Annotated in this window: 23 protein-coding genes and 1 pseudogene; 17 read left to right on the top strand and 7 right to left on the bottom strand. The window is 62.4% G+C overall.

The annotated features are described in order from the left end of the window. Nucleotides 1-12: 12 nt before the first annotated feature. From ABVN19_RS17260 to ydcS, 4 genes are all read right to left on the bottom strand, one after another. Nucleotides 13-819: an ABC transporter permease gene (locus ABVN19_RS17260; protein ID WP_028942936.1), complete on the bottom strand. Its 807-nt coding sequence runs from the start codon at nucleotides 817-819 to the stop codon at nucleotides 13-15. Then, on the bottom strand, nucleotides 809-1,747 hold the full coding sequence (locus ABVN19_RS17255; protein ID WP_105641190.1) for an ABC transporter permease: 939 nt from the start codon (nucleotides 1,745-1,747) through the stop codon (nucleotides 809-811). Before ABVN19_RS17255 ends, ABVN19_RS17260 begins: the two co-directional genes overlap by 11 nt. 1 nt (nucleotide 1,748) lies before the next feature. After that, entirely contained in the window at nucleotides 1,749-2,789 is a 1,041-nt protein-coding gene (locus ABVN19_RS17250) for an ABC transporter ATP-binding protein (protein ID WP_028942938.1), read from the bottom strand. Between the two features lie 64 nt (nucleotides 2,790-2,853). Further along, on the bottom strand, nucleotides 2,854-4,005 hold the full coding sequence (ydcS, locus tag ABVN19_RS17245; protein ID WP_105641189.1) for a putative ABC transporter substrate-binding protein YdcS: 1,152 nt from the start codon (nucleotides 4,003-4,005) through the stop codon (nucleotides 2,854-2,856). A gap of 216 nt (nucleotides 4,006-4,221) precedes the next feature. Between ydcS and ABVN19_RS17240 the strand changes: the two genes are divergently transcribed. The 15 genes and pseudogenes from ABVN19_RS17240 to ABVN19_RS17170 all read left to right on the top strand — a co-directional run bounded on the left by ABVN19_RS17240 (nucleotide 4,222) and on the right by ABVN19_RS17170 (nucleotide 20,216). Continuing rightward, nucleotides 4,222-4,953 carry a tellurite resistance TerB family protein gene (locus ABVN19_RS17240; protein WP_028942940.1) on the top strand — a complete coding sequence of 244 codons (732 nt, stop codon included), beginning with the start codon at nucleotides 4,222-4,224 and terminating at the stop codon, nucleotides 4,951-4,953. Between the two features lie 129 nt (nucleotides 4,954-5,082). Next, complete coding sequence (locus tag ABVN19_RS17235; RefSeq protein WP_028942941.1) at nucleotides 5,083-6,705, top strand: methyl-accepting chemotaxis protein; 1,623 nt, start codon at nucleotides 5,083-5,085, stop codon at nucleotides 6,703-6,705. A 6-nt stretch (nucleotides 6,706-6,711) separates the two neighbouring features. Next, nucleotides 6,712-7,247, top strand: a pseudogene (locus ABVN19_RS17230) (chemotaxis protein CheW). Next, complete coding sequence (locus ABVN19_RS17225) at nucleotides 7,244-8,494, top strand: CheR family methyltransferase (RefSeq protein ID WP_105641188.1); 1,251 nt, start codon at nucleotides 7,244-7,246, stop codon at nucleotides 8,492-8,494. Before ABVN19_RS17230 ends, ABVN19_RS17225 begins: the two are co-directional and overlap by 4 nt. Further along, complete coding sequence (locus ABVN19_RS17220) at nucleotides 8,491-9,153, top strand: chemotaxis protein CheW (RefSeq protein WP_028942944.1); 663 nt, start codon at nucleotides 8,491-8,493, stop codon at nucleotides 9,151-9,153. The genes ABVN19_RS17225 and ABVN19_RS17220 overlap by 4 nt, the downstream gene beginning before the upstream one ends. Next, nucleotides 9,150-11,441, top strand: a complete 2,292-nt coding sequence (locus ABVN19_RS17215) for a hybrid sensor histidine kinase/response regulator (RefSeq protein ID WP_028942945.1) — start codon at nucleotides 9,150-9,152, stop codon at nucleotides 11,439-11,441. The genes ABVN19_RS17220 and ABVN19_RS17215 overlap by 4 nt, the downstream gene beginning before the upstream one ends. Continuing rightward, nucleotides 11,438-12,451: a chemotaxis response regulator protein-glutamate methylesterase gene (locus ABVN19_RS17210; RefSeq protein ID WP_028942946.1), complete on the top strand. Its 1,014-nt coding sequence runs from the start codon at nucleotides 11,438-11,440 to the stop codon at nucleotides 12,449-12,451. The genes ABVN19_RS17215 and ABVN19_RS17210 overlap by 4 nt, the downstream gene beginning before the upstream one ends. A 51-nt stretch (nucleotides 12,452-12,502) precedes the next feature. Next, nucleotides 12,503-13,507 (top strand): PleD family two-component system response regulator, encoded by a 1,005-nt coding sequence (locus tag ABVN19_RS17205; protein WP_028942947.1) that lies wholly within the window; start codon nucleotides 12,503-12,505, stop codon nucleotides 13,505-13,507. 102 nt (nucleotides 13,508-13,609) lie between these two features. Further along, nucleotides 13,610-14,705 (top strand): peptide chain release factor 2 gene (gene prfB / locus ABVN19_RS17200; protein ID WP_105641187.1). Its coding sequence is split into 2 segments (ribosomal slippage): nucleotides 13,610-13,681 and nucleotides 13,683-14,705, totalling 1,095 coding nucleotides; the frame shifts between segments, so codons are not numbered across the junction. Between the two features lie 107 nt (nucleotides 14,706-14,812). After that, on the top strand, nucleotides 14,813-16,315 hold the full coding sequence (lysS, locus tag ABVN19_RS17195; RefSeq protein ID WP_028942949.1) for a lysine--tRNA ligase: 1,503 nt from the start codon (nucleotides 14,813-14,815) through the stop codon (nucleotides 16,313-16,315). A gap of 102 nt (nucleotides 16,316-16,417) precedes the next feature. Continuing rightward, complete coding sequence (locus ABVN19_RS17190) at nucleotides 16,418-17,122, top strand: TetR family transcriptional regulator (protein ID WP_028942950.1); 705 nt, start codon at nucleotides 16,418-16,420, stop codon at nucleotides 17,120-17,122. Nucleotides 17,123-17,150: 28 nt separating this feature from the next. After that, entirely contained in the window at nucleotides 17,151-17,696 is a 546-nt protein-coding gene (locus ABVN19_RS17185) for a hypothetical protein (protein ID WP_028942951.1), read from the top strand. Nucleotides 17,697-17,720: 24 nt separating this feature from the next. Further along, on the top strand, nucleotides 17,721-18,998 hold the full coding sequence (locus tag ABVN19_RS17180; RefSeq protein ID WP_028942952.1) for a flavohemoglobin expression-modulating QEGLA motif protein: 1,278 nt from the start codon (nucleotides 17,721-17,723) through the stop codon (nucleotides 18,996-18,998). Further along, nucleotides 18,970-19,893 (top strand): alpha/beta hydrolase, encoded by a 924-nt coding sequence (locus ABVN19_RS17175; protein WP_105641186.1) that lies wholly within the window; start codon nucleotides 18,970-18,972, stop codon nucleotides 19,891-19,893. Before ABVN19_RS17180 ends, ABVN19_RS17175 begins: the two co-directional genes overlap by 29 nt. Then, a complete protein-coding gene (locus tag ABVN19_RS17170) occupies nucleotides 19,890-20,216 on the top strand; it encodes a hypothetical protein (protein WP_028942954.1) in 327 nt (108 codons plus the stop codon). The genes ABVN19_RS17175 and ABVN19_RS17170 overlap by 4 nt, the downstream gene beginning before the upstream one ends. Nucleotides 20,217-20,287: 71 nt before the next feature. Here the strand turns inward: ABVN19_RS17170 and ABVN19_RS17165 are convergent, their stop codons facing one another. The 3 genes from ABVN19_RS17165 to ABVN19_RS17155 all read right to left on the bottom strand — a co-directional run bounded on the left by ABVN19_RS17165 (nucleotide 20,288) and on the right by ABVN19_RS17155 (nucleotide 22,157). Further along, on the bottom strand, nucleotides 20,288-21,076 hold the full coding sequence (locus tag ABVN19_RS17165; protein WP_028942955.1) for an OmpA family protein: 789 nt from the start codon (nucleotides 21,074-21,076) through the stop codon (nucleotides 20,288-20,290). Nucleotides 21,077-21,126: 50 nt separating this feature from the next. Continuing rightward, nucleotides 21,127-21,540 carry a DUF4398 domain-containing protein gene (locus ABVN19_RS17160; RefSeq protein WP_028942956.1) on the bottom strand — a complete coding sequence of 138 codons (414 nt, stop codon included), beginning with the start codon at nucleotides 21,538-21,540 and terminating at the stop codon, nucleotides 21,127-21,129. A 272-nt stretch (nucleotides 21,541-21,812) separates the two neighbouring features. Further along, on the bottom strand, nucleotides 21,813-22,157 hold the full coding sequence (locus tag ABVN19_RS17155) for a hypothetical protein (protein WP_028942957.1): 345 nt from the start codon (nucleotides 22,155-22,157) through the stop codon (nucleotides 21,813-21,815). Nucleotides 22,158-22,291: 134 nt separating this feature from the next. Here ABVN19_RS17155 and ppc point away from each other — a divergent pair, with 134 nt between their 5' ends. Together ppc and adk are read left to right on the top strand one after the other, a co-directional pair. Further along, on the top strand, nucleotides 22,292-24,919 hold the full coding sequence (ppc, locus tag ABVN19_RS17150) for a phosphoenolpyruvate carboxylase (protein WP_028942958.1): 2,628 nt from the start codon (nucleotides 22,292-22,294) through the stop codon (nucleotides 24,917-24,919). A 254-nt stretch (nucleotides 24,920-25,173) separates the two neighbouring features. Further along, the gene (gene adk, locus ABVN19_RS17145; RefSeq protein WP_028942959.1) at nucleotides 25,174-25,824 is read left to right on the top strand and encodes an adenylate kinase; all 651 of its coding nucleotides are present in this window, start codon (nucleotides 25,174-25,176) and stop codon (nucleotides 25,822-25,824) included. Nucleotides 25,825-25,878: the final 54 nt, after the last annotated feature.

Raw genomic sequence — 25,878 nt, 5'->3', positions numbered from 1 at the left:
GTCCTCCAGGCGTTATTTGCCGCTGCCGGCAACGCTTTCGCCGCCGCGGGTCAGGTAATAGGCGCCCAGAATGGGCAGCATGGTCACCAGCATCACCAGCATGGCCACCACATTGGTCACCGGCACATCCCGTGGGCGGCTGAGCTGGTTGAGCAACCAGATCGGCAAGGTTCGTTCGTGGCCGGCGGTGAAGGTGGTGACAATGATTTCATCGAACGACAGGGCAAAGGCCAGCATGCCACCCGCCAGCAGGGCCGAACCGAGGTTGGGCAGGATGATGTAGCGAAAGGTCTGCCAGCCGTCGGCACCGAGGTCCATCGACGCTTCGATCAAGTTCTGGGAGGTACGGCGCAGGCGGGCGATGACGTTGTTGTAGACGATCACCACGCAGAAGGTGGCGTGGCCGACCACGATGGTGAAGATGCCAGGCTCGACTCCCAGGGTCTTGAAGGCCGATAGCAGGGCGATACCGGTGATGATGCCGGGCAGGGCGATGGGCAGGATCAGCATCAGCGAGATGCTTTCCTTGCCGAAGAAGTTGCGCCGGTACAAGGCAGCCGAGGCCAGGGTGCCGAGCACCAGGGCGATCAGCGTGGCCAGGCAGGCCACTTGCAGCGACAGTTTGATCGACTCCAGCACATCGGGCCGGGAGAACGCCACGCCGAACCACTTCAAGGTGAAGCCCTGGGGCGGGAAGCTGAAGGCGGCATCTTCGGTGTTGAAGGCATAGAGGAAGATGATCAGGATCGGGAAGTGCAGGAACACCAGCCCGCCCCAGGCCGCCAGGCGCAGCCCCATTGACGCGCGTTCAGAGTGCATCGAAGGCCCCCAGGCGTTTGACGATGGACAGGTAGATGGCAATCAGCACGATCGGTACCAGGGTGAACGCGGCGGCCATCGGCATGTTGCCGATGGCGCCTTGCTGGGCGTAGACCATGCTGCCGATGAAGTAACCGGGGGGGCCGACCAGCTGCGGCACGATGAAATCGCCCAGGGTCAGGGAGAAGGTGAAGATGGAGCCCGCGGCAATTCCCGGCACCGACAGCGGCAGGATCACCTGCACGAAGGTTTGCCGTGGCTTGGCGCCCAGGTCCGCCGAGGCTTGCAACAGCGAGGGCGGCAAGCGTTCCAGGGAGGCCTGGATCGGCAGGATCATGAATGGCAGCCAGATGTAGACGAACACCAGGAAGCGCCCCAGGTGCGAGGTCGACAAGGTGCTGCCGCCCACTCCCGGAATACCGAGGATGAACAACAGCACCGAATCCAGGTGCATGTGCTGGACGAACCACTGGGCCACGCCGCCCTTGGCCAGTAGCAGTGTCCAGGCATAGGCCTTGACGATGTAGCTGGCCCACATCGGCATCATCACCGCGATATAGAAAAACGCCTTGGTCTTGCCGCTGGTGTAGCGGGCCATGTAGTAGGCAATGGGGAAGGCCAGGATGGCGCTGGCGATGGACACGGCGATGGCCATGCTCAGGGTGCGCAGGATGATGTCGAAGTTCGAGGGGTTGAACAGCGCGGCGAAGTTGGCCAGGGTCAGTTCCGGGCTGACCGCCATGGTGAAGTCGTCGAAGGTGTAGAAACCTTGCCACAGCAGGCTCAGCAGCGAGCCCAGGTAAATCGCGCCGAACCAGATCAGCGGCGGAATCAACAGCAGCGCCAGGTACAGATTGGGGCGCCGGTACAGCAGGTTGGAGAAGCGCCGCAGTGGCGATGTGGCCTGGGCGCTGGTGTCCGGGCTCATGTCACGGCCCCTCCTGCAGCACGGTTTCCTGCAGTGCTGTCATGGCCTGGCGCGCCCAGCTGGCCTTCAGTTGCTGGCCGGTCTGCCAGGGAGCGGTCTGCGCCTGCCATTGGTTATTGGCCTGGCTGACGCAAAGCAATTGGCCGCTGTCCAGTTTCAGTTCGTAGCGGGTGGCACTGCCCTGGTACTGGATGTCGTGCAGCAGGCCACTGACCTGGATGTCATCGCTGGTCGCAGGTTGTTCGCCCAGGCGTATGTGTTCGGGGCGAATCGAGAAAGGCTGCGGGCTACCGCTCAACTGCACGGCCAGCTCGCCGCGCAGCACGTTGGAGGTGCCGACGAATTCGGCGACGAAGGTGGTGGCCGGCTTCATGTAGAGGTTGCGCGGCGTATCGACCTGCTCGATGCGGCCACGGTTGAACACGGCAACCCGGTCGGACATCGACAAGGCTTCGGTCTGGTCGTGGGTGACGAAGATGAAGGTAATGCCGAGCTGGCGCTGCAGTTTTTTCAACTCGCCCTGCATCTGTTCGCGCAATTTCAAATCGAGGGCACCGAGAGGTTCGTCGAGCAGCAATACCCGTGGGCGATTGACCAGCGCCCGGGCCAGGGCCACACGCTGGCGCTGGCCGCCGGACAACTGCACCGGCTTGCGCTGGCCGTAGCCATCCAGGGCGACCATGGCCAGGGCCTCCTCGGCGCGGGCCAAGCGCTCCTGCTTGGCGACGCCCTTGACCTTCAGGCCATAGGCGACGTTGTCGCGCACGTTCATGTGCGGGAACAGGGCGTAATCCTGGAACACCGTATTGACGTCGCGCTGATAGGGCGGCAGGCCGGCGGCCTCGGCGCCGTGAATGCGAATGGAGCCTGCGCTGGGCTGCTCGAAGCCTGCGATCAGGCGCAGGCAGGTGGTCTTGCCTGAGCCTGAGGGGCCGAGCATCGAGAAGAACTCGCCGTCTTCTATGTCGATGGATACCCGGTCAACGGCCTTCACCTCGCCGAAGTGGCGTGATACCTCGGTGAACTGGACTGCAAGGGTCATAGCGTGCTCCGAAAAGTTGCGCGTTTTCGCGGGGCGATGTCTCGACTTGCCCGGCGATAGGGGCTTAACGGCCACCCATGATCGCAATGTAGTCCTGGGTCCAGCGACTATAGGGCACGAACTTGCCACCCTCGGCCTGTGGTGTCTTCCAGAAGGCGATCTTGTCGAAGTTGTCAAAACCATTGGTCTTGCAGCCCTCTGCCCCCAGCAACTCACTGCCGGTACACGCTGCCGGTACCGCTGGCAGCGAGCCGAACCAGGCAGCCACATCGCCCTGGACCTTGGGTTGCAGCGACCAGTCCATCCACTTGTAGGCGCAATTGGGGTGTTTGGCATCGGCATGCAGCATGGTGGTGTCGGCCCAGCCGGTGGCGCCTTCCTTGGGAATGGTCGAACTCACCGGCTGCTTGTCGGCCTTGAGGGTATTGACCATGTAGCCCCAGGAGCTGGTGGCCACCACCCCTTCGTTCTTCACGTCGCTCATCTGGACCGTCGCATCGTGCCAATAGCGGTGGACCAGCGGTTGCTGCTGACGCAACAGGTCAAGCACCGCCTTGTACTGGGTCTCGTTGAGTTCGTAGGGGTTCTGGATGCCCAGCTCGGGCTTGGCCGATTTCAGGTAGAGCGCCGCATCGGCAATGTAGATCGGGCCGTCATAGGCCTGTACGCGGCCCTTGTTCGGCTTGCCGTCGGGCAGGTTCTGCGGCTCGAACACCACGCCCCAACTGGTGGGTGCTTCCTTGAAGACGTTGGTGTTGTAGAGCAGTACGTTGGGGCCCCACTGGTACGGGGTGCCATAGGCCTGCTTGTTCACCACGTACCAGGCCCCGTTGGCCAGGCGTGGGTCGAGGTTCTTCCAATTGGGAATCAGGGCCGTGTTGATCGGTTGTACCCGCTTGCCGGCGATCAGACGCAGCGAGGCGTCGCCTGATGCAGTCACCAGGTCGTAGCCACCCTTGGTCATCAGGCTGACCATTTCGTCCGAAGTGGCGGCAGTCTTGACGCTGACCTTGCAGCCGGTGTCCTTCTCGAAGCCGCTGACCCAGTCATAGGCCTTGTCGCTTTCACCGCGCTCGATGTAGCCGGGCCAGGCGACGATATCCAACTGGCCTTCGCCGGCCCCCACGGCTTTGAGCGGTTCTGCAGCCTGCACGCTGGCGCTCGCCAGCAGGGCGGTGCCCAAGGCACAGAATGTGGCGGTCTTGTTCACGAACATGGTGTTCCCTCTTGTTCAAATTATGATCGAGGCAGTCATGGCGGCAGTGACACATCCCCATAAGCGTAGTGCCGATATTCGGGTCCATCCCGGGGGCGTATCCGGGCATGTCGTTTTTTGACTGCTTCGAGCAACATCTGGAAGCAAATGCATTCAGCTTCGCTTCAGCCAGCGGCAGTACTCTTGGGGTTTCTTTCCTCCCCATGGAGATGCTCGATGAACACCCGTGGCTTGCTCGATCAGTTGCTCAAATCCGGCCAGGACATGCTGCAGAACCAGTCAGGCAAAACCCCTGCCGGCAAATCCGGCGCAGCCGGCGGGCTCGGCGACCTGCTGGGCGGTAAAGGTGGCAGCGGTGGCCTGGGCAGCCTGCTGTCAGGCGCCGGCGGTGGCGCACTGGCTGCCGGCGTAATGGGCTTGCTGATGGGCAACAAGAAAGCCCGCAAGTATGGCGGCAAGGCCCTGACCTATGGTGGCCTGGCGGCACTCGGCGCACTGGCCTACAAGGCCTATGGCAACTGGCAGGCCAAGCAGGGCGCTACCAGCCAGGTCGAACCGCAAACGCTGGATCGCCTGCCGCCTGCCCAGGTCGAGCAGCACAGTCAGGCGATCCTCAAGGCACTGGTGGCCGCCGCCAAGTCCGACGGGCATGTCGACGAGCGCGAGCGGGCACTGATCGAGGGCGAGTTCGTCAAGCTCTCCAGCGACCAGGAGCTGCAGCACTGGCTGCACGACGAGCTCAACAAACCGCTGGACCCAGCCGATGTGGCTCGTGCTGCCAGAACCCCGGAGATGGCTGCCGAGATGTACATCGCCAGCGTGATGCTGGTGGATGAGGAACACTTCATGGAGCGCGCCTATCTCGATGAACTGGCTCGCCAGCTCAAGCTTGATCCAGCGCTTAAAACCGAGCTTGAAAATCAGGTGAAACTGGCCGCCAACCAATGATTCCGGGCTAATGGCCACCAGGGCGACCTGGTGGCTGGTACCTGTGCGAATGTCGCCCGCAAAACCGCGTAACACCTGGGCTATACTCTGCCCATTTTTCTGCGCGCGTAGAATATTTGAGGGCTGACTGTGAAAAACTGGACCTTGCGCCAACGGATCCTGGCAAGTTTCGCCGTGATAATCGCCATCATGCTGTTGATGGTGGTTGCCGCTTATTCGCGCCTCGAGGCGATCGAGACCGACGAGGAAGCGGTTCGCACCGACAGCATCCCGGGCGTCTACTACAGCTCGATGATCCGCAGCGCCTGGGTCGACAGTTATGTGTTGACCCAACAGTTGGTGGGGCTCAGTGGCGACCGCGAGCTCACTGCAGCCGACAAGCTGCAGTACAAGGAATTCGACGATCGCCTAAAACAGCACATGGCCAGCTACCAGGCAACCATCCAGGACCCGAGCGACCAGGCCAGCTTCGATGAGTTCGGACGTCTGGAAAGCGCCTATGACAAGTCCATCGACGCAGTGCTGGACGCATACGCACGCAAGGACTTCGCCCAAGCCCGCCTGTTGATCGACAATGAGCTGACCCCGGCCTGGATCGCGGGCCGCAAACACTTGAACGGCGTGATCGAGCACAACCGCAAGTCGGCCGAAATGGCGGCCGAATCCATTGTCAGTGCGGTGATCACCGCCAAGTTCAGCATGATCATTTCCCTCGTCCTGGCGATCATCGCAGCCGCCATCTGCGGCCTTTTGCTGATGCGCGCCATCACCGCACCGATGCAGCGCATCGTGCATGCCCTGGACAAGCTCAGCAGCGGCGACCTCAGCGTGCGCATGAAGCTGGACCGCAAGGACGAGTTCGGTGCCGTGGAAACCGGCTTCAACGACATGATGGGCGAACTGACCAACCTGGTTTCCCAGGCCCAGCGTTCCTCGGTGCAGGTCACCACCTCGGTGACCGAGATCGCCGCCACTTCCAAGCAGCAGCAGGCCACCGCCACCGAGACCGCCGCCACCACCACGGAAATCGGCGCCACCTCGCGTGAAATTGCCGCCACTTCCCGGGACCTGGTACGGACCATGACCGAGGTTACCTCGGCCGCCGACCAGGCCTCGATCCTGGCCGGTTCCGGCCAGCAGGGCCTGGCACGCATGGAAGAGACCATGCACCAGGTGATGGGCGCAGCCGACCTGGTCAACAACAAGCTGGCGATCCTCAACGAGAAGGCCGGCAACATCAACCAGGTGGTGGTGACCATCGTCAAGGTTGCCGACCAGACCAACCTGCTGTCGCTCAACGCCGCCATCGAGGCGGAAAAGGCCGGCGAATATGGCCGTGGATTTGCCGTGGTCGCGACCGAAGTGCGCCGCCTGGCCGACCAGACCGCCGTGGCCACCTACGACATCGAACAAATGGTCCGCGAGATCCAGTCGGCGGTTTCCGCCGGGGTCATGGGCATGGACAAGTTCTCCGAAGAAGTGCGCCGCGGCATGTTCGAAGTGCAGCAGGTGGGCGAACAACTGACCCAGATCATCCATCAGGTCCAGGCCCTGGCACCCCGCGTGCTGATGGTCAACGAAGGCATGCAGGCCCAGGCCACCGGTGCCGAGCAGATCAATCACGCCCTGGTACAACTGGGTGATGCCAGTAGCCAGACCGTGGAGTCGCTGCGTCAGGCCAGCTTTGCCATCGACGAGCTGAGCCAGGTGGCGACCGGGCTGCGTGGCGGCGTTTCGCGGTTCAAAGTCTGACCGCCGATGGACGACCTTAACGTTCACCGCCGCCAGGATGCGGCCAGCAACGCAACGCTGCACCTGTTGTTCCGGGTCGGCGACCAGCGTTTTGCCATCGATGCCCATGAAGTCGCCGAAGTGTTGCCACGCTTGCCGCTCAAGCCGATCGCCCAGACGCCTGCCTGGGTGGCCGGGGTGTTGACCCATCGTGGCGCAGTGGTGCCGGTGATTGATGTAGGTGCCTTGAGTTTCGGCCAGCCGGCCCGGTGCGTACCAGTACCCGCCTGGTGCTGGTGCACTACCGGGTCGACCCGCAGCGCCCGGAGTTACTGCTGGGGTTGATTCTGGAACAGGCCACCGACACGTTGCGTTGTCGCACCGAGGAGTTCCAGCCCTATGGGCTGGACAATCATCAGGCGCCTTATCTGGGGCCGGTGCGCGAGGATGCCCGGGGGCTGGTGCAGCGCATCAGTGTCCAGGACCTGCTCAACGACGAGGTGCGTGCGTTGCTGTTTCCGCTGCCCGACTCCCAGGCCCCTGACGCGTGGGAGCCTCGATGAGCAGCGAGCAGCGCTTCTTCCGTTTCCTGCAGGACCGTATCGGCCTGGATGTCGCCTCGGTTGGCGCACCAATGATCGAGCGTGCCTTGCGCCAGCGCTGCACGGCGCTCAATGCCCGTGACCTGGATGATTACTGGCTGCAGTTGCAGCAATCGCGGGACGAGCAGCAGGCATTGATCGAGGCGGTGATCGTTCCGGAAACCTGGTTTTTCCGCTACCCGGAATCGTTCACCGCACTGGCAGGCCTCGCCAGCAAACGCCTGGCGGAGTTGGCTGGAACGCGCCCGTTGCGCATTCTCAGTCTGCCATGCTCCACGGGCGAGGAGCCTTACTCCATTGCCATGGCCCTGCTCGATGCGGGAATCCCCGGGCAGGCCTTTCAGGTCGACGGGATAGACATCAGTCCCAACTCGATCGCCCGTGCCGAGCACGCCCTGTATGGGCGCAACTCGTTTCGCGGCTCGCACCTGGATTTCCGCCAGCGGCATTTCGATGAGTCCGGCGACGGCCAACGCCTGCACGAACGGGTTCGCCTGCAGGTCAATCTGCAGGTGGGCAATGTGCTCGATACTGCGTTGAAGTCCCGTGAAGGCGCCTACGATTTTGTCTTCTGCCGCAACCTGCTGATCTATTTCGACGTGCCCACCCAGCAGCGGGTGTTCGAGGTGCTCAAGGGCCTGATCCATGAGCACGGTGTGCTGTTCATCGGCCCGGCCGAGGGCAGTCTGCTGGCGCGCATGGGTATGCGGCCGCTGGGGATCGCCCAGTCGTTCGCCTACGTTCGCCAAGCGCCCGTCGAGCCGCTGGTCGTCAGCAAGCCGGTTGTTGCGCCGCCGGCTGTCAGCCTTTCCCGGCCGTTGCCGCCACCTCTGCGCAGGGCCACCAGCGCCCCAGCGAAACCGCTTTCCCGTCCTGCGCCTGTCGATACGGGCGCCGATCTGTTGGTAGAAATCGCCCGGTTGGCCAACGCCGGCAGCAGTGCTGAGGCCACCGCAGCCTGCGCACGCTACCTGCAGCTCTATCCGCCCAATGCCCAGGTGTTCTATTGGCTGGGCCTGCTCAGCGATACCGCCGGTGAGAGCGCGCAGGCGTTGAATCATTACCGCAAGGCGTTGTACCTCGATCCACAGCATCATGAGGCGCTGGTGCACCTGGCCGCGTTATTGGCCTCCCAGGGCGACAGCGCCGGTGCCAGGCGCCTGCAGGAGCGCGCCGCACGCCGGGCCGATCGGGAGTCTGAACAATGATGGGAGAGCATGATGTGCAGTTGGTTGCCTCCGATGCCGCCGCCATCGACGATTGCTGGAACCGTATCGGCGTGCAGGGCGACAAGAGCTGCCCTTTGCTGGTCGAACATGTCCACTGCCGTAACTGCGCCGTATACGCGACCGCTGCAACCCGGTTGTTGGATCGCTACTCACTCAGCCAGACCGTGCATGAGCAGGTCCATGTGCAGGAGGAGGGTGTTGGCCGCTCGATGCTTCTGTTTCGTCTGGGCGAGGAGTGGCTGGCGCTGGCCACCCGTTGCCTGGTCGAAGTGGCGCCGCTGCAGCCGGTGCATTCGTTGCCGCACCAGCGCGCACGCATGCTGCAAGGCGTGGCTAATGTACGCGGCTCCCTGGTGCCGTGTTTGTCGCTGGCAGACCTGCTTGGCCTGGAGGTGCTCGGCGACGGCGTCACCTCGGCCCGGGTCATGCCACGCATGTTGATCATCGCGGCAGCCGGAGGCTCGGTGGTGGTACGGGTGGATGAAGTGGATGGAATCCATGGCCTGGACCCGGCGCGGGTGGTGCACGAGCAGGGTGAAGCACGCTTTACCGCAGCGGTCCTGCAATGGCGCGGACGCAGCGTTCGGGTACTGGACGAAGAACAAGTGCTGTCTGCCGTGAACCGGAGCCTTTCATGACACCAGAGCAAATGCGCGATGCCTCCTTGCTCGAGCTGTTCAGCCTGGAGGCCGAGGCCCAGACCCAGGTGCTCAGTGCCGGGCTGCTGGCCTTGGAGCGTAATCCGACCCAGGCCGATCAGCTTGAAGCCTGCATGCGCGCAGCCCACTCGCTCAAGGGGGCGGCGCGCATCGTCGGTGTCGATGCCGGTGTCAGCGTCGCCCATGTAATGGAAGATTGCCTGGTGGGTGCCCAGGAAGGTCGACTGCTGTTGCGCCCCGAGCATATCGATGCCTTGTTGCAGGGCACCGATCTGTTGATGCGTGTCGCCACCCCTGGGGACCCTACCCTCGATTCGGCGGTACAGGCCTTTCTGGTGCAGATGGCGGGCTTGCTCGATCCTGCTGGAATGGCCGCCGCAGCGGTGCCCGCACCGCTGCAGGCGCCGCCGCCTGCTCCGTTGCCGCCAATGACCGACGCTCTGTTCGTGCCGCCGCTTGAAACCGAGCCCGAACCTGAGCCTGTGGCTGCGCCCAAGGGCATGCGTGGCGGTGAAGGGGGCGAGCGGGTGCTGCGGGTCACGGCCGAGCGCCTGAACAGCCTGCTCGATCTGTCGAGCAAGTCGCTGGTCGAAACCCAGCGGCTCAAGCCCTACCTCGCCACCCTGCAGCGCCTCAAGCGCATGCATGGCCAGAGCATTCGCGCCCTGGACGGGCTCAAAAGCCAGCTTGAGGCCAGCGGCCACAGCTCGGAAGTTCGGGAGGCATTGGCCCAGGCCCAGCAACTGTTGGGCGAAACCCAACAGATGTTGCTGCAGCAGGCTGCCGATCTTGATGAGTTCGGTTGGCAGGCCAGCCAACGGGCGCAGTTGCTCTACGACACGGCCCTGGCCTGCCGCATGCGTCCGTTTGCCGATGTGCTGACGGGTCAGAGCCGCATGGTTCGTGACCTGGGGCGTTCGCTGGGCAAGCAGGTGCGGCTGGACATCGAAGGCGAAAAGACCCAGGTCGACCGCGATGTACTGGAAAAACTTGAAGCGCCGTTGACGCACCTGCTGCGCAACGCGGTCGATCATGGTATCGAACTGCCGGAGCGGCGGCTGTTGGCCGGAAAGCCGCTGGAAGGGCAGATCCGCCTGCGTGCCTCGCACCAGGCCGGCCTGCTGGTGCTGGAGTTGAGCGACGACGGTGGAGGCGTTGACCTTGAGCGTCTACGCCGCAGCATTGTCGAACGCCAGCTGTCACCGGCCGAAACCGTGGCGCAGATGAGTGAAGCCGAATTGCTGACGTTCTTGTTCCTGCCGGGCTTCAGCCTGCGCGACCAGGTCACCGAGGTCTCGGGGCGTGGCGTCGGCCTGGATGCTGTGCAGCACATGGTGCGTCAGCTGCGTGGCTCCATCGAGCTGACCCAGACCACAGGCCAGGGCAGTTGTTTTCACCTCGAAGTGCCGCTGACGCTCTCGGTGGTGCGCAGCCTGGTGGTGGAAGTCGGCGGTGAGGCCTACGCTTTCCCCCTGGCCCATATCGAGCGCACCCTGGAGCTGCCGGCCGAGGCCATCGTGCAGATCGAGGGGCGTCAGCATTTCTGGCATGACGGGCGTCATATCGGCCTGGTTGCTGCCAGCCAGTTGCTCAACCGTCCGTCCAGCCAGACGGATGGCCAGACCATCAAGGTGGTGGTCATTCGCGAGCGCGAGATGCTCTATGGCGTAGCGGTCGAGCGCCTGATCGGCGAGCGGGTGCTGGTGGTGATGCCGTTGGATGCGCGACTCGGCAAGATTCAGGACATTTCTGCCGGCGCCTTGCTGGATGACGGCTCGGTGGTACTGATCATCGATGTCGAAGACTTGCTGCGTTCGGTGGACAAACTGCTCAGCACCGGTCGCCTGGAGCGAATCGAGCGCGGTCAGCGCAATACCCGCGAGGCGGCGCGCAAGCGCGTGCTGGTCGTCGACGACTCGCTCACCGTGCGCGAGCTGCAGCGCAAGCTGCTGAGCAACAAAGGTTACGACGTCGCCGTGGCGGTCGATGGCATGGACGGCTGGAATGCCTTGCGCAGCGAGGATTTCGACCTGCTGATCACCGACATCGACATGCCGCGCATGGACGGTATTGAACTGGTGACCTTGTTGCGCCGCGACAGTCGCCTGCAGTCACTACCGGTCATGGTGGTTTCCTACAAAGACAGAGAAGAAGATCGTCGTCGTGGACTGGACGCTGGAGCCGACTACTATTTGGCAAAGGCCAGTTTCCACGATGATGCCTTGCTAGATGCAGTGGTCGAGTTGATCGGGGGAGCCCAGGGATGAAGATCGCTATCGTCAACGACATGCCCATGGCCGTGGAGGCCTTGCGCCGTGCGTTGGCGTTTGAACCGGCACACCAGGTCATCTGGGTAGCCAGCGACGGGGCCGAGGCAGTGAGGCTATGCACCGAGCAGTTGCCGGACCTGATTCTGATGGACCTTATCATGCCGGTCATGGATGGCGTCGAGGCGACTCGACGGATCATGGCCGAGACGCCCTGTCCCATCGTGATTGTCACGGTAGACCGCAAGCAGAACGTGCACCGGGTGTTCGAGGCCATGGGGCACGGCGCTCTGGATGTGGTCGATACCCCGGCCCTGGGTGCCGGCGATCCGAAGGAAGCGGCCGCGCCGCTGTTGCGCAAAATCCTCAACATCGGCTGGTTGATCGGCCAGCAGCGCAACAACACCCCGCGGCCATTGGCCGCGCCGTTGCGTGAGTCTGCGCAGCGCCAGGGCCTGGTTGCCATTGGCTCGTCGGCCGGCGGCCCGGCCGCGCTGGAAATATTGCTCAAGGGGCTGCCCCGTGACTTTTCTGCCGCCATCGTGTTGGTCCAGCATGTTGACCAGGTGTTCGCCGCCGGTATGGCTGACTGGCTGAGCAGCGCCTCGGGCCTGTCGGTTCGCCTGGCGTGCGAAGGCGAGCCACCACAGCCGGGGCAGGTGTTGCTGGCCGGCACCAATCACCATATTCGCTTGTTGAAAAACGGCACCCTGGCCTACACCGCAGAGCCGGTCAATGAAATCTACCGGCCTTCGATCGACGTATTTTTTGAAAGCGTGGCCCGCTATTGGCGTGGCGACGCAGTGGGCGTGCTGCTGACCGGCATGGGGCGCGATGGCGCCCAGGGCTTGAAGCTGATGCGCCAACAAGGCTACCTGACCATTGCTCAGGACCAACACAGCAGCGCCGTCTACGGCATGCCAAAAGCCGCGGCCGCGATAGACGCTGCGGTGGAGATACGCCCACTGGAGCGGATCGCTGCACGATTGATGGAAATTTTTCCGAAATGACGATATGTATTGAGCCACGCCGGCCTGCCGGCAGTGACCAGGTGACAGCGCATGAATGATTTACCGCTCGACGGTTTTCCGACCATGAACGAAAACTCGGCCATGGTCCTGTTGGTCGACGATCAGGCGATGATTGGGGAGGCGGTGCGCCGTGGCCTGGCTCACGAAGAAAACATCGACTTCCACTTCTGTGCCGACCCGCACCAGGCGGTGGCGCAGGCGATGCGGATCAAGCCCACGGTGATTCTCCAGGACTTGATCATGCCTGGCCTGGACGGCCTGAGCCTGGTGCGCGAGTACCGCAACAACCCGGCCACCCAGGACATTCCGATCATCGTCCTGTCGACCAAGGAAGACCCGCTGGTCAAAAGCGCCGCCTTTGCCGCGGGCGCCAACGATTACCTGGTCAAGTTGCCGGACAACATCGAACTGGTGGCGCGCATCCGTTACCACTCACGTTCGTACATGACCCTGCTGCAGCGCGACGAGGCGTATCGTGCCCTGCGTGTCAGCCAGCAACAGCTGCTCGACACCAATCTGGTACTGCAGCGCCTGATGAACTCCGACGGCTTGACCGGGCTTTCCAACCGGCGTCATTTCGATGAGTACCTGGAACTGGAGTGGCGGCGTGCCATGCGTGAGCAGGCCCAGCTGTCTTTGCTGATGATCGACGTCGACTACTTCAAGTCGTTCAACGACAACTTCGGCCACCTGGCCGGTGACGAAGCCCTGCGCAAGGTGGCCGAGGCCATCCGCAACTCCTGTGCTCGCCCAAGCGACCTGCCGGCCCGCTACGGCGGTGAAGAGTTCGCCCTGGTGCTGCCGAACACGTCGCCGGGTGGTGCGCGCCTGGTGGCTGAAAAGCTGCGCCAGAGCGTCGAGGCGATGCAGATTCCCCACAACATGCCCGATGCAGGCTCCAGCCTGACCGTGAGCATCGGCCTGGCCACTTACACCCCGAGCATCGGCAGCCATTGCCGGCAGCTGATTTCGGCGGCAGACAAAGGCCTGTACCTGGCCAAGAACAACGGCCGCAACCAGGTGGGCGTAGCCTGACCCGTGGGGGCGGCGATCTGCCGCCCGACGGGCTGCCGTGCCGATACATACTCGGTTATACTCTGCGGCTTTTCTACAGAATACGCACGAGAGCTGCCGACCATGGAAATCAACCCGATCCTGAATACCATCAAGGACCTGACCGAGCGTTCCGAATCAATTCGGGGGTATCTTTGACTACGATCAAAAGCATGAGCGCCTGATCGAAGTCAACCGCGAGCTTGAAGATCCAAACGTCTGGAACAAGCCCGAATACGCCCAGGAACTGGGCCGCGAACGTTCTGCGCTGGCACAGATCGTCGAGACCCTGGACGAGATGTCCAGCGGCCTGACCGATGCGCGCGAACTGCTCGACATGGCCGTTGAAGAGGACGACGAAAGCGCCGTCAACGATGTTGTCGAGATGCTCGAAGGCCTTGAGGCCTCGCTCGCCAAGCTGGAATTCCGTCGCATGTTCAGCGGCGAAATGGACATGAACAACGCCTACCTGGACATCCAGGCCGGTTCCGGCGGCACCGAGGCACAGGACTGGGCCAACATCCTGCTGCGCATGTACCTGCGCTGGGCGGCCAAGCGTGGCTTCGACGCCACCATCATGGAACTGTCCGAAGGCGAAGTCGCCGGCATCAAGGGCGCCACGGTACACATCAAGGGCGAGTACGCCTTCGGTTGGCTGCGTACCGAGATCGGCGTGCACCGGTTGGTGCGCAAGAGCCCGTTCGACTCCGGCGCCCGCCGCCACACCTCGTTCTCGGCTGTGTTCGTATCGCCCGAGATCGATGACAAGGTCGAGATCGAGATCAACCCGTCTGACCTGCGCATCGACACCTACCGCTCCTCGGGCGCCGGTGGCCAGCACGTGAACACCACCGACTCGGCGGTACGTATCACCCACGTGCCGACCAACACCGTGGTCAGCTGCCAGAACGAACGCTCCCAGCACGCCAACAAGGACACCGCCATGAAAATGCTGCGGGCCAAGTTGTACGAGCTGGAAATGCAGAAACGCAGTGCCGCGTCCCAGGCCCTGGAAGACAGCAAGTCGGACATCGGCTGGGGTCACCAGATCCGTTCGTACGTGCTCGACGCCTCGCGGATCAAGGACCTGCGCACCAACATCGAGCGCAGCGACTGCGACAAGGTGCTCGACGGCGATATCGACGAATACCTGGAAGCCAGCCTCAAGCAGGGGCTGTAACCGCGACAAAGATGCCGCGGGCAGTCTGCTCCTGCGTAGGAGCGGGCTTGCCCCGCGATCCCGGCCCCGGCCTGGGACAATGAACCCGTGATGGAAAATGTGACGACATGAGCGACCTCAAACTCGATCCGCAAGACCTGCAACAGGAAGAAAACACCCTGATCGCGCTGCGCAAGGAAAAGCTTGCAGCCGAGCGTGCCAAGGGCAATGCCTTCCCCAACGACTTCCGCCGTGACAGCTACTGCAACGACCTGCAGAAACAGTATGTCGACAAGACCAAGGAAGAGCTGGAAGCTGCAGCGATTCCGGTCAAGGTTGCCGGCCGCATCATGCTCAACCGTGGCTCGTTCATGGTGATCCAGGACATGACCGGCCGCATCCAGGTCTACGTCAACCGCAAGACCCTGCCAGAAGAAACCCTGGCCGCGGTCAAGACCTGGGACCTGGGCGACATCATCGCCGCCGAAGGTACCCTGGCCCGTTCCGGCAAGGGTGACCTGTACGTCGAGATGACTAACGTGCGCCTGCTGACCAAGTCGCTGCGCCCGCTGCCCGACAAGCACCACGGCCTGACCGACACCGAGCAGCGCTACCGCCAGCGCTACGTCGACCTGATGGTCAACGAAGAAGTGCGCGACACCTTCCGCGTGCGCTCGCAGGTCATCAACCATATCCGCAACTTCCTGATCAAGCGTGACTTCCTGGAAGTGGAAACGCCGATGCTGCAGACCATCCCCGGTGGTGCCGCAGCCAAGCCGTTCGAGACTCACCACAACGCCCTGGACATGGCCATGTTCCTGCGTATCGCGCCGGAGCTCTACCTCAAGCGCCTGGTGGTCGGTGGTTTCGAGAAAGTTTTCGAGATCAACCGCAACTTTCGTAACGAAGGTGTTTCGACCCGGCACAACCCCGAGTTCACCATGCTCGAGTTCTACCAGGCCTACGCCGACTACGAAGACAACATGGACCTGACCGAAGAGCTGTTCCGCGAACTCGCTCAGTTGGTCCTGGGCAGCACCGACGTGCCGTATGGCGACAAGGTGTTCCACTTCGGCGAGCCATTCGTGCGCCTGTCGGTGTTCGACTCGATTCTCAAGTACAACCCCGAACTGACCGCTGACGATCTCAACGACATCGACAAGGCCCGCGAAATCGCCAAGAAAGCCGGTGCCAAGGTCCTCGGCTTCGAAGGCCTGGGCAAGCTGCAGGTGATGATTTTCGAAGAGTTGGTCGAGCACAAGCTGGAGCAGCCGCACTTCATTACCCAGTACCCGTTCGAGGTGTCGCCACTGGCCCGTCGCAATGACGAGAACCCGAACGTAACCGACCGCTTCGAACTGTTCATCGGTGGCCGCGAGATCGCCAACGCCTACTCCGAGCTCAACGACGCGGAAGATCAGGCCGAGCGCTTCATGGCCCAGGTGGCCGACAAGGACGCCGGTGACGACGAAGCCATGCACTACGACGCCGACTTCGTCCGTGCGCTGGAGTACGGCATGCCGCCGACCGCCGGTGAAGGTATCGGTATCGACCGCCTGGTGATGCTGCTGACCAACTCGCCGTCGATCCGCGACGTGATCCTGTTCCCGCACATGCGTCCTCAGGCCTGAGCGTTCTGAACAAGCCGCCTCACGAGGCGGCTTTTTCATGCCTGTAGAAAACGCAGCCATCGGATCCAATTCATGGGGAGAGAACCAGCAGTGACTCCTGCAATGGCTCAACAAGGTGCGGCCGACGTTGCCACGGCGGTCGCCGAAAGCGTGCAGTACCAAGGGCGCAAGGCCAGTCGCCTGGGCAGTGAACAGCGTCGCCAGGACATCCTCGACGCGGCCATGCGGATTGTCGTGCGCGATGGTGTGCGAGGGGTGCGCCACCGTGCGGTGGCAGCCGAGGCGGGCGTGCCGTTGTCGGCCACCACCTATTATTTCAAGGACATCGAAGACCTGCTCACCGACACCTTCGCCCAGTACGTGGAGCGCAGTGCGGCGTACATGGCCAAGCTATGGGAAAACACCGAGGTGGTGCTGCGTCAGCTCTTGTCCCAGGGGGACGGTAGCCCGCAGTGGCGGGCACGGCTGGCCGATGAGGTGGCGAAGATGACCGCCGATTATGTGCAGCGCCAGTTGCACAACCGGCGCGACTTCCTCATGGCAGAGCAGGCGTTTCGCCAAGAGGCCCTGTTGTGCCCGCGCCTGGCCGAACTGGTCAAGCTGCACGAGCAGATTCTGTTGCGTGGCACCTGCCAACTGCTTCAGGTCGGGGGCTCGCGCCAGCCACAACAGGATGCGCTGGTGTTGACGGCGATTATCGAGCAGATGGAATATCAGGGCCTGCTCGACGGCTCACGCGCCGATGCGCAAGCGCAGATGCTCGCTATCCTTACCCGGTACATGCACCTGGTGCTGGCCGACGTGTGAGGCGCAGCCCCATTTCAAGGAGAACCCGATGAAAGCCAGAAGTCTGCTGTTGGCGCTGTCGTTCCTGCTGCTTGGCGGTTGTCTGGTGACCTTCAACGAGCCGATGCCGGCCAATGAAGCGGCGCCCAAGGTTTTGCTCGGCAAATGGTCGAGCAAGGACGCCTGGGGCGAACCCCTGACCCTGCAGATCAGCCGTAGCGGTGGCAATGCTTATAAAGCAGTGGCCATCGGCAAGGATAAAAAACGCGATGAATACGCCTTTACCGTCTCCAGGCACGGCAACCGCTGGTACCTCTCGGCAGGCGTTCCCAAGCGTCTGGGCGGCAACTTCCTGATCGGCGGGTTCGAGGTCATCGACGGCAAGGAACTGGTGCTCTACAACCTCGATGTCGAACAGGTCAACCAGGCCGTAGAGAAGAAAGAACTCAGCGGCCGCACCTACGAGGTGCCCGAGGACAACGGCGAGGGCGTGCTGATCGACAGCCCGGCCGAGCGTGTCCTGGCTTATCTGGACGACCCGGCCAACTCCGACCTGTTTATCGAAGTGGCGCGGTTCCAGCGGGCCGGCAAGTAATCAAGATCATTCAAGGAGAGTAGGGTGGACGAGTACCAGCAGACGATACGTGCCCTGTCTGACCGCATTGTCCTGGCACAAACCCCGATTCGCGTACTCGATGCGGTGAAGTGGGACGACAATATCCGCCAGGGCTTTCTCAAGGCCAAGGGCAAGGAGATGCCGGCAGTGGACCGTGCCTATTACCAGGGGCGGCCACTCTCGTTCGATTCCAGTGCGGTCAAGCTCGAGTTCCAGAACATCGAACGCGATATCACCCGCCAACTGGGGCAGTTCAATCCGGTCGGGCAGATCATGCGGCGCATGTGCAAGGAGTACCGCATGGTGGTGCGTATGCTCGAAGCGCGCGGCACCGAGGATTTCGGCCTGATTTCCCAGGAGTTGTACGGGGCGGCGTCCGATGCCTTCCATGCCGGTGATCCGACCCTGGCTGACCTGGGCCTGATGCTCTCGGATTATCTGAACAACATCGACGGCCGTGGCGACCTGAAGGACGAACCCAAGGACCTTACTGCCAAGCAGGCCGTGGAGATGCTTCAGGGGCGCCTGAACAAGGTGTTCAACGAGGCCGAGGACACCATCCGGGTGTTCGAGTCCGACGGTATCGTCGCCGATGCCGCCGCAGGCGCCGACTACATCAAGATCCGCGCCGATGCCATGTTCAACAGCCGTGACGTGCGCGCCCTCGAAGTCCATGAGGGGCTAGTGCATGTGGGCACCACCCTCAACGGCCTGAACCAGCCGATCTGCACCTTCCTGGCCAAGGGCCCGCCCTCGTCGACCGTGACTCAGGAAGGCCTGGCAATCCTGATGGAGGTGATTGCCTTTGCTTCCTACCCCAGCCGCCTGCGCAAGCTGACCAATCGTACCCGGGCCATCCATATGGTCGAGGAAGGTGCCGACTTCATGCAGGTGTACGAGTTCTTCCGCGCCCAGGGCTTCGGCATGCCGGAAAGCTACGGCAATGCCAGCCGGGTCTTCCGTGGGTCGGTGCCCAACGGGCTACCGTTCACCAAAGACTTGTCCTACCTCAAGGGCTTCATCATGGTTTACAACTATATTCAGTTGGCCGTGCGCAAGGGCAAGCTTGAACAGATCCCTTTGCTGTTCTGCGGCAAGACCACGCTGGAAGACATGCGCACGCTGCGCCAACTGGTCGATGAAGGCCTGGTGGAACCGCCCAAGTACCTGCCGGAGCAGTTTCGCGACCTCAATGCGCTGTCGGCCTGGATGTGTTTCTCCAACTTCCTCAACCACCTGAGCCTGGACCGGATTGAAGCCGACTACTCGAACATTCTCTGAAGCATGGCGCAGGCCCTTGGGCATGCTGCTGGTGATGCTGAGTCTGGGCGGCTGCAGTTCGCTGCTGTTCTATCCGGAGCCGGGCCAGCCGTTCACACCTGAGAAAGCCAAGCTTGAATACCGCGACGTCACCCTGACGGCGGCCGATGGCACGCGCCTGCACGGCTGGTGGTTGCCTGCCAAGCCGGGCGTGGAAGTGAAGGGCACAGTGCTGCATTTGCATGGCAACGGCGGCAACCTGGCCTGGCACTTGGGCGGCAGTTGGTGGTTGCCCAAGCAGGGCTATCAGGTACTGATGGTGGACTACCGCGGTTATGGCCTGTCCCAGGGCGAACCGGCGTTGCCCGAGGTCTACCAGGACATTGCCGCCGCGCTGGACTGGCTGGACAAAGCCCCCGAAGTGCAAGGCAAGCCCCAGGTGCTGCTCGGGCAAAGCCTGGGCGGCGCCATGGCCATTCATTACCTGGCCCAGCATCCTCAGCAGGCCCGTCGCTTCAAGGCTATGGTCTTCGACGGCGTACCGGCCAGTTACCGTCAGGTCGGGCGCTTTGCACTGAGCACCTCGTGGTTGACCTGGCCATTGCAGGTGCCGCTGTCATGGTTGGTGCCGGATGGCGACAGCGCGATTCGTTCGATTGCCCGGATCAAGACACCGCCCAAACTGTTCTTCCACAGCATCGACGACCCTATTGTTCCACTGGTCAACGGCATCCAGTTGTATCAGGCTGCGCCACCACCACGGGTGCTGCAGTTGACTCGAGGCGGCCATGTACAGACCTTTTCCGACCGCACCTGGCGCCAGGTGATGGTGCGGTTTCTCGACGACCCCGAACACTTCAATGGATTGCGGCGCCTGGCCGAGGTCCCCAATTACCCTGACGAGACGTCACAATGAGTGAAGAACGTAACGCGATTCCCCTGATCATTACTGGTGTATGCAGCATCATCGGTACTGTCTGCGCCTTGTGGTATTACGGGTACCTGCACTTTGCCAAGCCTGAGGATGCACTGCTATTGAGTGACTTCACCATGCTCAAGACCGTGCCAGGGGAGGACTACAAGATCTCGCTCAAGCCGGCCAACCAGGTCGCGCAGTGTGTGGATGGCGTGTTGGTATTGTTTGATATGTCGCAGAAAGGCCTGACGGGTGTGCTGGTAGACAGCAAGAAGCAGGCGGTGCGGTGCATGGGGCAGGAAACACCGCAACAACAACAGTAGGAGCGGGCTTGTCCCGCGATGCGTTGTTTATGACACACCGCCATCGCGGGAAAGCTCACCCCACTGCGCCGTCAATGCGCCTGGCTTACCGAACGTGGTGCCACCGGCTGGTTGTCATTGGAAATCGTCACTTCCACCCGACGATTCTGCGCCCGGCCCGAGTTGCTCGCGTTGTCGGCCACCGGGAACTCCTTGCCATAACCCTGGGACACGATGCGCGCCGGATCGACGCCGGCGCGGACCAGTGCGGTGCGCACAGCGGCAGCGCGGCGTTCGGATAGCGACTGGTTATAGCTGGCGCTGCCCTTGCTGTCGGTATAGCCCTCGACAATTACTTTGCGGTCGGGGTTCTCCTGAAGGAACTGAGCAAGTTTGGTGACGTTGGGCAAGGCACTGCTCTTGAGGTTTGCCTTGTCGAAGTCGAACAGTACGTCGCCAAAGGTCACCAGGGTACCCCGGTCAGTCTGCTTGGCGTTGAGGCTGTCCTGCAGCTTTTTGATCTGCGCATCGCGGGCATCGAGTCTTGCCTGAGCGCGCTTGTCGGAGGCGTCGTTGAGGTTGGCCTCGGCCGTGCGCAGGGCAATGGTCTGCTTCGCCACCTCGATACGCTGGTTGGTCAGGTAGGCGAGCTGATCGACCTTCTTCTCGTCCTCCTTGTCCATGTAGGCCTTGTCGGCCTGGTTCAGCGAGTCCTGGGCCTCTTTGGTTTCCAGGGCGGCGACTTTGCTCGACTGCGGGTTGCTCTGCAGGGTCGAGAAGTTGGTCCGGGCCGATTCCAGGTTGGCGTTCGGCTGCGTGGAGCAGGCGGCCAGGCCAACGCTAATGGCCAGAAGGGCGGGGATAAAGATGTGTTTACGCATAGTGTTCGTCCTTTGATCGATTAGCAGATGCACGGGTCGACAGCGCAGCCTCACTGGGTGCTGCGCATACCTTCCTCACGCAAGTCCTGAACGCCCTCGTGGGCATCTTTCACAGCCTTCTCGGCCTTGGCGGCCTGGGCCTTGCGCTCGGCGACACGGGCGTCCCACTCGGCCTGCTCGGCGAGCATCTTGGCGTCGTCGTACTTTTTGTCGTGCATGGCGATTTCGGCTTGCTTGAGCTTGTCCTGAGCGGCTTTCATTTCCACGGCGGCAAACTCGGTACCGCCGGAGCTCACCGCAGAATTGACCGCCGATTGGGTCACGGCGAACTGCTCAGTAGGCGGGTTGCCGGCACAACCGGCCAGGACCAGGCTGCTGCCCAGTGCCAGCGCGGCCAGTTTGAGCCCGCGCAAAGGGGAGGATGAGGTGTTAGCGGTGCGGGTCTTCATAGTGGTCAACTCCATTGGATCACTCCTGATGAACAACGAATTCCGTAACATTCCATTGGCGCGACCCGCCGGTCTCGAGACAGCCATCAACCCGAGTCCTGGAGGGTTTTGCCATGATGGTTACTGGGTGTGACCGAGGCGTTTTTTCAATAGTTCAGAAAAAATTCCCGCACGATCGCGGTTTTTACTGACTGATCGGTCAGCCGGTTTTTCTCGAAACTTTGCAGGCAGGCAGCGGTACGCGGGCGCCTGCGCGGCGCCCGATACCAGCAAACAGGCGGGGGAAATCAGTGGGTTGATTCGTCCTTGCGGCTGCTCATGTCGTGTAGATAACGGCGTGACAGAGCGAGAAAACGCGGCGTTGGGCCGATGTCTTCATACAGTGGGTCGCCTTCTTCATCGGTGGCGATCACCTGGTGACCCTGCACGTACGGAAAGCTCGCTTCCAGTTCTTCAAGGGCTGCGCCCAGCAGTTCGCCCAGCAGCTCTTCAGGGCGGCGCTTGGGGTACATCTCGGTGAGGGCGGCCAGGCGTGCCGCGGACTCCACATCCAGATGCAGGACGTGACCGGTGGGGCTCAGGCGGCCTTTGGCGTTCTGTTCCCAGTGCTGGGCAAGCTCGCGGATTTTCATGATCACCTCATCAACGCTATGTACCTGATTTGAGCGTAGCTACTGTGCAGGCTTTGGTCTGCCTTGAAAGCACGACCGGTAGTGGGGCACTCTGAACCTAGAGCGGTTTTCCAGGAATGCCGGAGACAAGGCTGATGACTGATATCGATGTGCGCTTGCGTGAAGATGTTCATTTGTTGGGTGAGTTGTTGGGGGACACCGTGCGCGAGCAGTACGGTGAAGCGTTCCTGCAAAAGATCGAGGACATTCGCCGCAGTGCCAAGGCTGACCGCAGTGGTAGCGCCGAGCAGTTGAGCTCGACGCTCGATGACTTGGCTGAAGACGAACTGCTGCCGGTGGCACGCGCCTTCAACCAGTTTCTCAACCTGGCCAATATCGCTGAGCAATACCAGTTGATACGCCGCCGCGATGCCGGCCAGGCCGAGCCCTTCGAGGATCGGGTGCTGCCCGAACTGCTGGCGCGGCTCAAGGCCGAGGGGCACAGCGACGATGCCCTGGCGCGTCAGTTGGGCAAATTGAACATCGAGCTGGTACTGACTGCGCACCCTACCGAAGTGGCACGCCGTACGCTGATCCAGAAGTACGATGCCATCGCCGCTCAATTGGCTGCCCAGGACCACCGCGACCTGATTCCGGCCGAGCGCGAACAGATCCGCGAACGCCTGCAACGGCTGATCGCCGAAGCCTGGCACACTGAAGAAATCCGCCGTACCCGACCGACGCCGGTGGACGAAGCCAAATGGGGCTTCGCAGTGATCGAGCATTCGCTCTGGCAAGCCATTCCTCATCACCTGCGCAAGGTCGACAAGGCCCTGCATACCGCCACCGGGCTGCACTTGCCACTGGAGGCCGCACCGATTCGCTTCGCTTCCTGGATGGGCGGTGATCGCGACGGCAACCCCAATGTCACCGCACCTGTCACCCGAGAGGTGCTGCTGCTGGCGCGCTGGATGGCCGCCGACCTGTTCCTGCGCGACATCGACGCCCTGGCCGCCGAGCTGTCCATGCAGCAGGCCAGCGAGGCGCTGCGGGCCAGGGTAGGCGAGTGTGCCGAACCGTACCGGGTGCTGCTCAAGCTATTGCGTGATCGGTTGCGCGAAACCCGGGCCTGGGCACACAGTGCCCTGAAAGCGCCACAAGCACCGTCTGCTCAGGTGCTGCACGACAACCACGACCTGTTCGAGCCCCTGCACCTGTGTTTCGAGTCGCTGCATGCCTGTGGCATGGGGGTGATCGCCAACGGGCCGCTGCTCGACTGCTTGCGCCGGGCGGTGACCTTTGGCCTGTTCCTGGTGCGCCTTGACGTGCGCCAGGATGCAGCGCGCCACACCGCCGCGCTGAGCGAAATCACCGACTACCTCGGGCTGGGCCGCTATGGCGACTGGGACGAGGAGGCGCGCATTGCCTTTCTCCAGCAGGAACTCAACAGCCGCCGCCCACTGCTGCCCAGCTACTTCAAACCCCAGGCCGACACCGCCGAAGTGCTAGCCACCTGCCGCGAGATCGCAGCGGCGCCAGCGGCGTCGTTGGGCTCGTATGTCATCTCCATGGCGGGTGCCGCCTCCGATGTGCTGGCAGTGCAATTGCTGCTCAAGGAAGCCGGCGTGCTGCGCCCCATGCGCGTGGTACCGCTGTTCGAGACCCTGGCTGACCTGGACAACGCCGGCCCGGTAATGGAGCGCCTGCTTGGCCTGCCAGGTTATCGCAGTGCGTTGCATGGCCCGCAGGAAGTGATGATCGGCTACTCCGATTCGGCCAAGGATGCGGGTACTACGGCCGCTGCCTGGGCCCAGTACCGCGCCCAGGAGACGCTGGTGCGCATCTGTCGCGAGCAACAGGTCGAGTTGCTGCTGTTCCACGGCCGTGGCGGTACCGTCGGACGAGGCGGCGGCCCGGCCCATGCGGCGATCCTGTCGCAACCACCAGGCTCGGTGGCCGGACGCTTCCGCACCACGGAACAGGGTGAAATGATCCGCTTCAAGTTCGGCTTGCCGGACATTGCCGAGCAGAACCTCAACCTGTACCTGGCTGCCGTGCTCGAGGCGACCTTGTTGCCGCCGCCACCGCCACAACCGGCCTGGCGCGAGCTGATGGACCAACTGGCCGCCGACGGAGTCAAGGCCTACCGTGGCGTGGTCCGCGACAACCCCGAGTTCGTCGAGTACTTTCGCCAGTCCACCCCGGAGCAAGAGCTGGGCCGCCTGCCGCTGGGCAGTCGCCCGGCCAAGCGACGTGCCGGGGGCATCGAAAGCCTGCGGGCAATCCCGTGGATTTTCGGCTGGACCCAGACCCGCCTGATGCTGCCGGCCTGGCTAGGCTGGGAGGCGGCACTGAGCAACGCCCTGGCGCGGGGCCAGGGCGAGCTGCTGGCGCAAATGCGTGAGCAGTGGCCGTTCTTCCGCACGCGCATCGACATGCTGGAAATGGTCCTGGCCAAGGCCGATGCCGACATTGCCCGCTCCTACGACGAACGTCTGGTGCAACCACAACTGCGACCTTTAGGTGCACATTTGCGCGACCTATTGTCGCAGGCGTGCCAAGTGGTGCTGGGCCTGACCGGGCAGCCGGTGCTACTGGCGCACAGCCCCGAGACCCTGGAATTCATCCGTTTGCGCAATACCTACCTGGACCCGCTACATCTATTGCAGGCGGAGTTGCTGGCCCGCTCCCGAGTGCGCGAAGCCGCTCTGGATAGCCCGCTGGAACAGGCCTTGCTGGTCACGGTGGCGGGTATCGCAGCGGGTTTGCGCAATACCGGTTGAAGAGGGCCGCAAGGTCGCCGATGGGTGATAGAAGGAGGGGAGATTGCTTGCAAAGCAATAGGTTGCGCTCGGCGCAACCTGTGCTTTGTGCGGCCGATGTGTGTGGTTTTTTCCGACTTTCGACCGCTTGTGTGGCTTGAAGGCGCTGTGTATCTTGAGCAGCCTTTTGACCGATTTGTGGTCATTACCCAAATTCCGGACTTGGCCCTCTGCGCCGACTCCATTGATTTGCTTACAAAAATGAGGAGCACAAGATGCGCGTGATTCTGCTGGGAGCTCCCGGGGCCGGTAAAGGTACTCAGGCAAAGTTCATCACCGAAAAATTCGGCATTCCACAAATCTCCACTGGCGACATGCTGCGCGCCGCTGTCAAGGCCGGCACCCCGCTGGGCCTGGAAGCCAAGGCGATCATGGACGCTGGCAAGCTGGTTTCCGACGAGTTGATCATCAACCTGGTCAAGGACCGCATCGCCCAGCCTGACTGCGCGAACGGCTTCCTGTTCGACGGTTTCCCGCGCACCATTCCTCAGGCTGAAGCCCTGGTAACCAATGGCGTCGAGCTGGATGCCGTGGTCGAAATCGCCGTCGAAGACGAAGAAATCGTCCAGCGTATCGCTGGCCGCCGCGTTCACGAAGGTTCGGGCCGCGTCTACCACGTGGTCTACAACCCGCCGAAAGTGGAAGGCAAGGACGACGTCACCGGCGAAGCGCTGGTTCAGCGTAAAGACGACACCGAAGAAACCGTGCGTCATCGCCTGGCGGTCTACCACGAGCAAACCAAGCCACTGGTGGACTTCTACCAGAAGCTGTCGGCTGCCAATGGCGGCAAACCTGCCTACGCACACATCGAAGGCGTTGGTTCGGTCGAAGCCATCACCGCCAAGGTGCTGGCTGCATTGAGCTGATTGACGCTCGGTAGTGCAGACAACGGCCCGCTTGCGGGCCGTTGTTGTTTATAA

The organism is Pseudomonas vranovensis (genome assembly GCF_040438935.1).
GTDB classification, from domain to species: domain Bacteria; phylum Pseudomonadota; class Gammaproteobacteria; order Pseudomonadales; family Pseudomonadaceae; genus Aquipseudomonas; species Aquipseudomonas vranovensis.
Note: the sequence above shows the minus strand (reverse complement) of the source record. Positions and strands in the feature narration are given on the sequence as shown.

Excerpts from the sequence above, each read along its gene's own strand:
- ABVN19_RS17170 (WP_028942954.1), top strand. The coding sequence starts at position 19,890 with ATGAGTGAAGAACGTAACGCGATTCCCCTGATCATTACTGGTGTATGC.
- ABVN19_RS17240 (WP_028942940.1), top strand. The coding sequence starts at position 4,222 with ATGAACACCCGTGGCTTGCTCGATCAGTTGCTCAAATCCGGCCAGGAC.
- ABVN19_RS17190 (WP_028942950.1), top strand. The coding sequence starts at position 16,418 with ATGGCTCAACAAGGTGCGGCCGACGTTGCCACGGCGGTCGCCGAAAGC.
- ABVN19_RS17215 (WP_028942945.1), top strand. The coding sequence starts at position 9,150 with ATGACACCAGAGCAAATGCGCGATGCCTCCTTGCTCGAGCTGTTCAGC.
- ABVN19_RS17250 (WP_028942938.1), bottom strand. The coding sequence starts at position 2,789 with ATGACCCTTGCAGTCCAGTTCACCGAGGTATCACGCCACTTCGGCGAG.
- ABVN19_RS17255 (WP_105641190.1), bottom strand. The coding sequence starts at position 1,747 with ATGAGCCCGGACACCAGCGCCCAGGCCACATCGCCACTGCGGCGCTTC.
- ABVN19_RS17155 (WP_028942957.1), bottom strand. The coding sequence starts at position 22,157 with ATGAAAATCCGCGAGCTTGCCCAGCACTGGGAACAGAACGCCAAAGGC.
- ABVN19_RS17205 (WP_028942947.1), top strand. The coding sequence starts at position 12,503 with ATGAATGATTTACCGCTCGACGGTTTTCCGACCATGAACGAAAACTCG.
- ABVN19_RS17185 (WP_028942951.1), top strand. The coding sequence starts at position 17,151 with ATGAAAGCCAGAAGTCTGCTGTTGGCGCTGTCGTTCCTGCTGCTTGGC.
- adk (WP_028942959.1), top strand. The coding sequence starts at position 25,174 with ATGCGCGTGATTCTGCTGGGAGCTCCCGGGGCCGGTAAAGGTACTCAG.
- ABVN19_RS17260 (WP_028942936.1), bottom strand. The coding sequence starts at position 819 with ATGCACTCTGAACGCGCGTCAATGGGGCTGCGCCTGGCGGCCTGGGGC.
- ppc (WP_028942958.1), top strand. The coding sequence starts at position 22,292 with ATGACTGATATCGATGTGCGCTTGCGTGAAGATGTTCATTTGTTGGGT.
- ABVN19_RS17210 (WP_028942946.1), top strand. The coding sequence starts at position 11,438 with ATGAAGATCGCTATCGTCAACGACATGCCCATGGCCGTGGAGGCCTTG.
- ABVN19_RS17165 (WP_028942955.1), bottom strand. The coding sequence starts at position 21,076 with ATGCGTAAACACATCTTTATCCCCGCCCTTCTGGCCATTAGCGTTGGC.
- ABVN19_RS17225 (WP_105641188.1), top strand. The coding sequence starts at position 7,244 with ATGAGCAGCGAGCAGCGCTTCTTCCGTTTCCTGCAGGACCGTATCGGC.
- ABVN19_RS17220 (WP_028942944.1), top strand. The coding sequence starts at position 8,491 with ATGATGGGAGAGCATGATGTGCAGTTGGTTGCCTCCGATGCCGCCGCC.
- ABVN19_RS17160 (WP_028942956.1), bottom strand. The coding sequence starts at position 21,540 with ATGGAGTTGACCACTATGAAGACCCGCACCGCTAACACCTCATCCTCC.
- lysS (WP_028942949.1), top strand. The coding sequence starts at position 14,813 with ATGAGCGACCTCAAACTCGATCCGCAAGACCTGCAACAGGAAGAAAAC.
- ydcS (WP_105641189.1), bottom strand. The coding sequence starts at position 4,005 with ATGTTCGTGAACAAGACCGCCACATTCTGTGCCTTGGGCACCGCCCTG.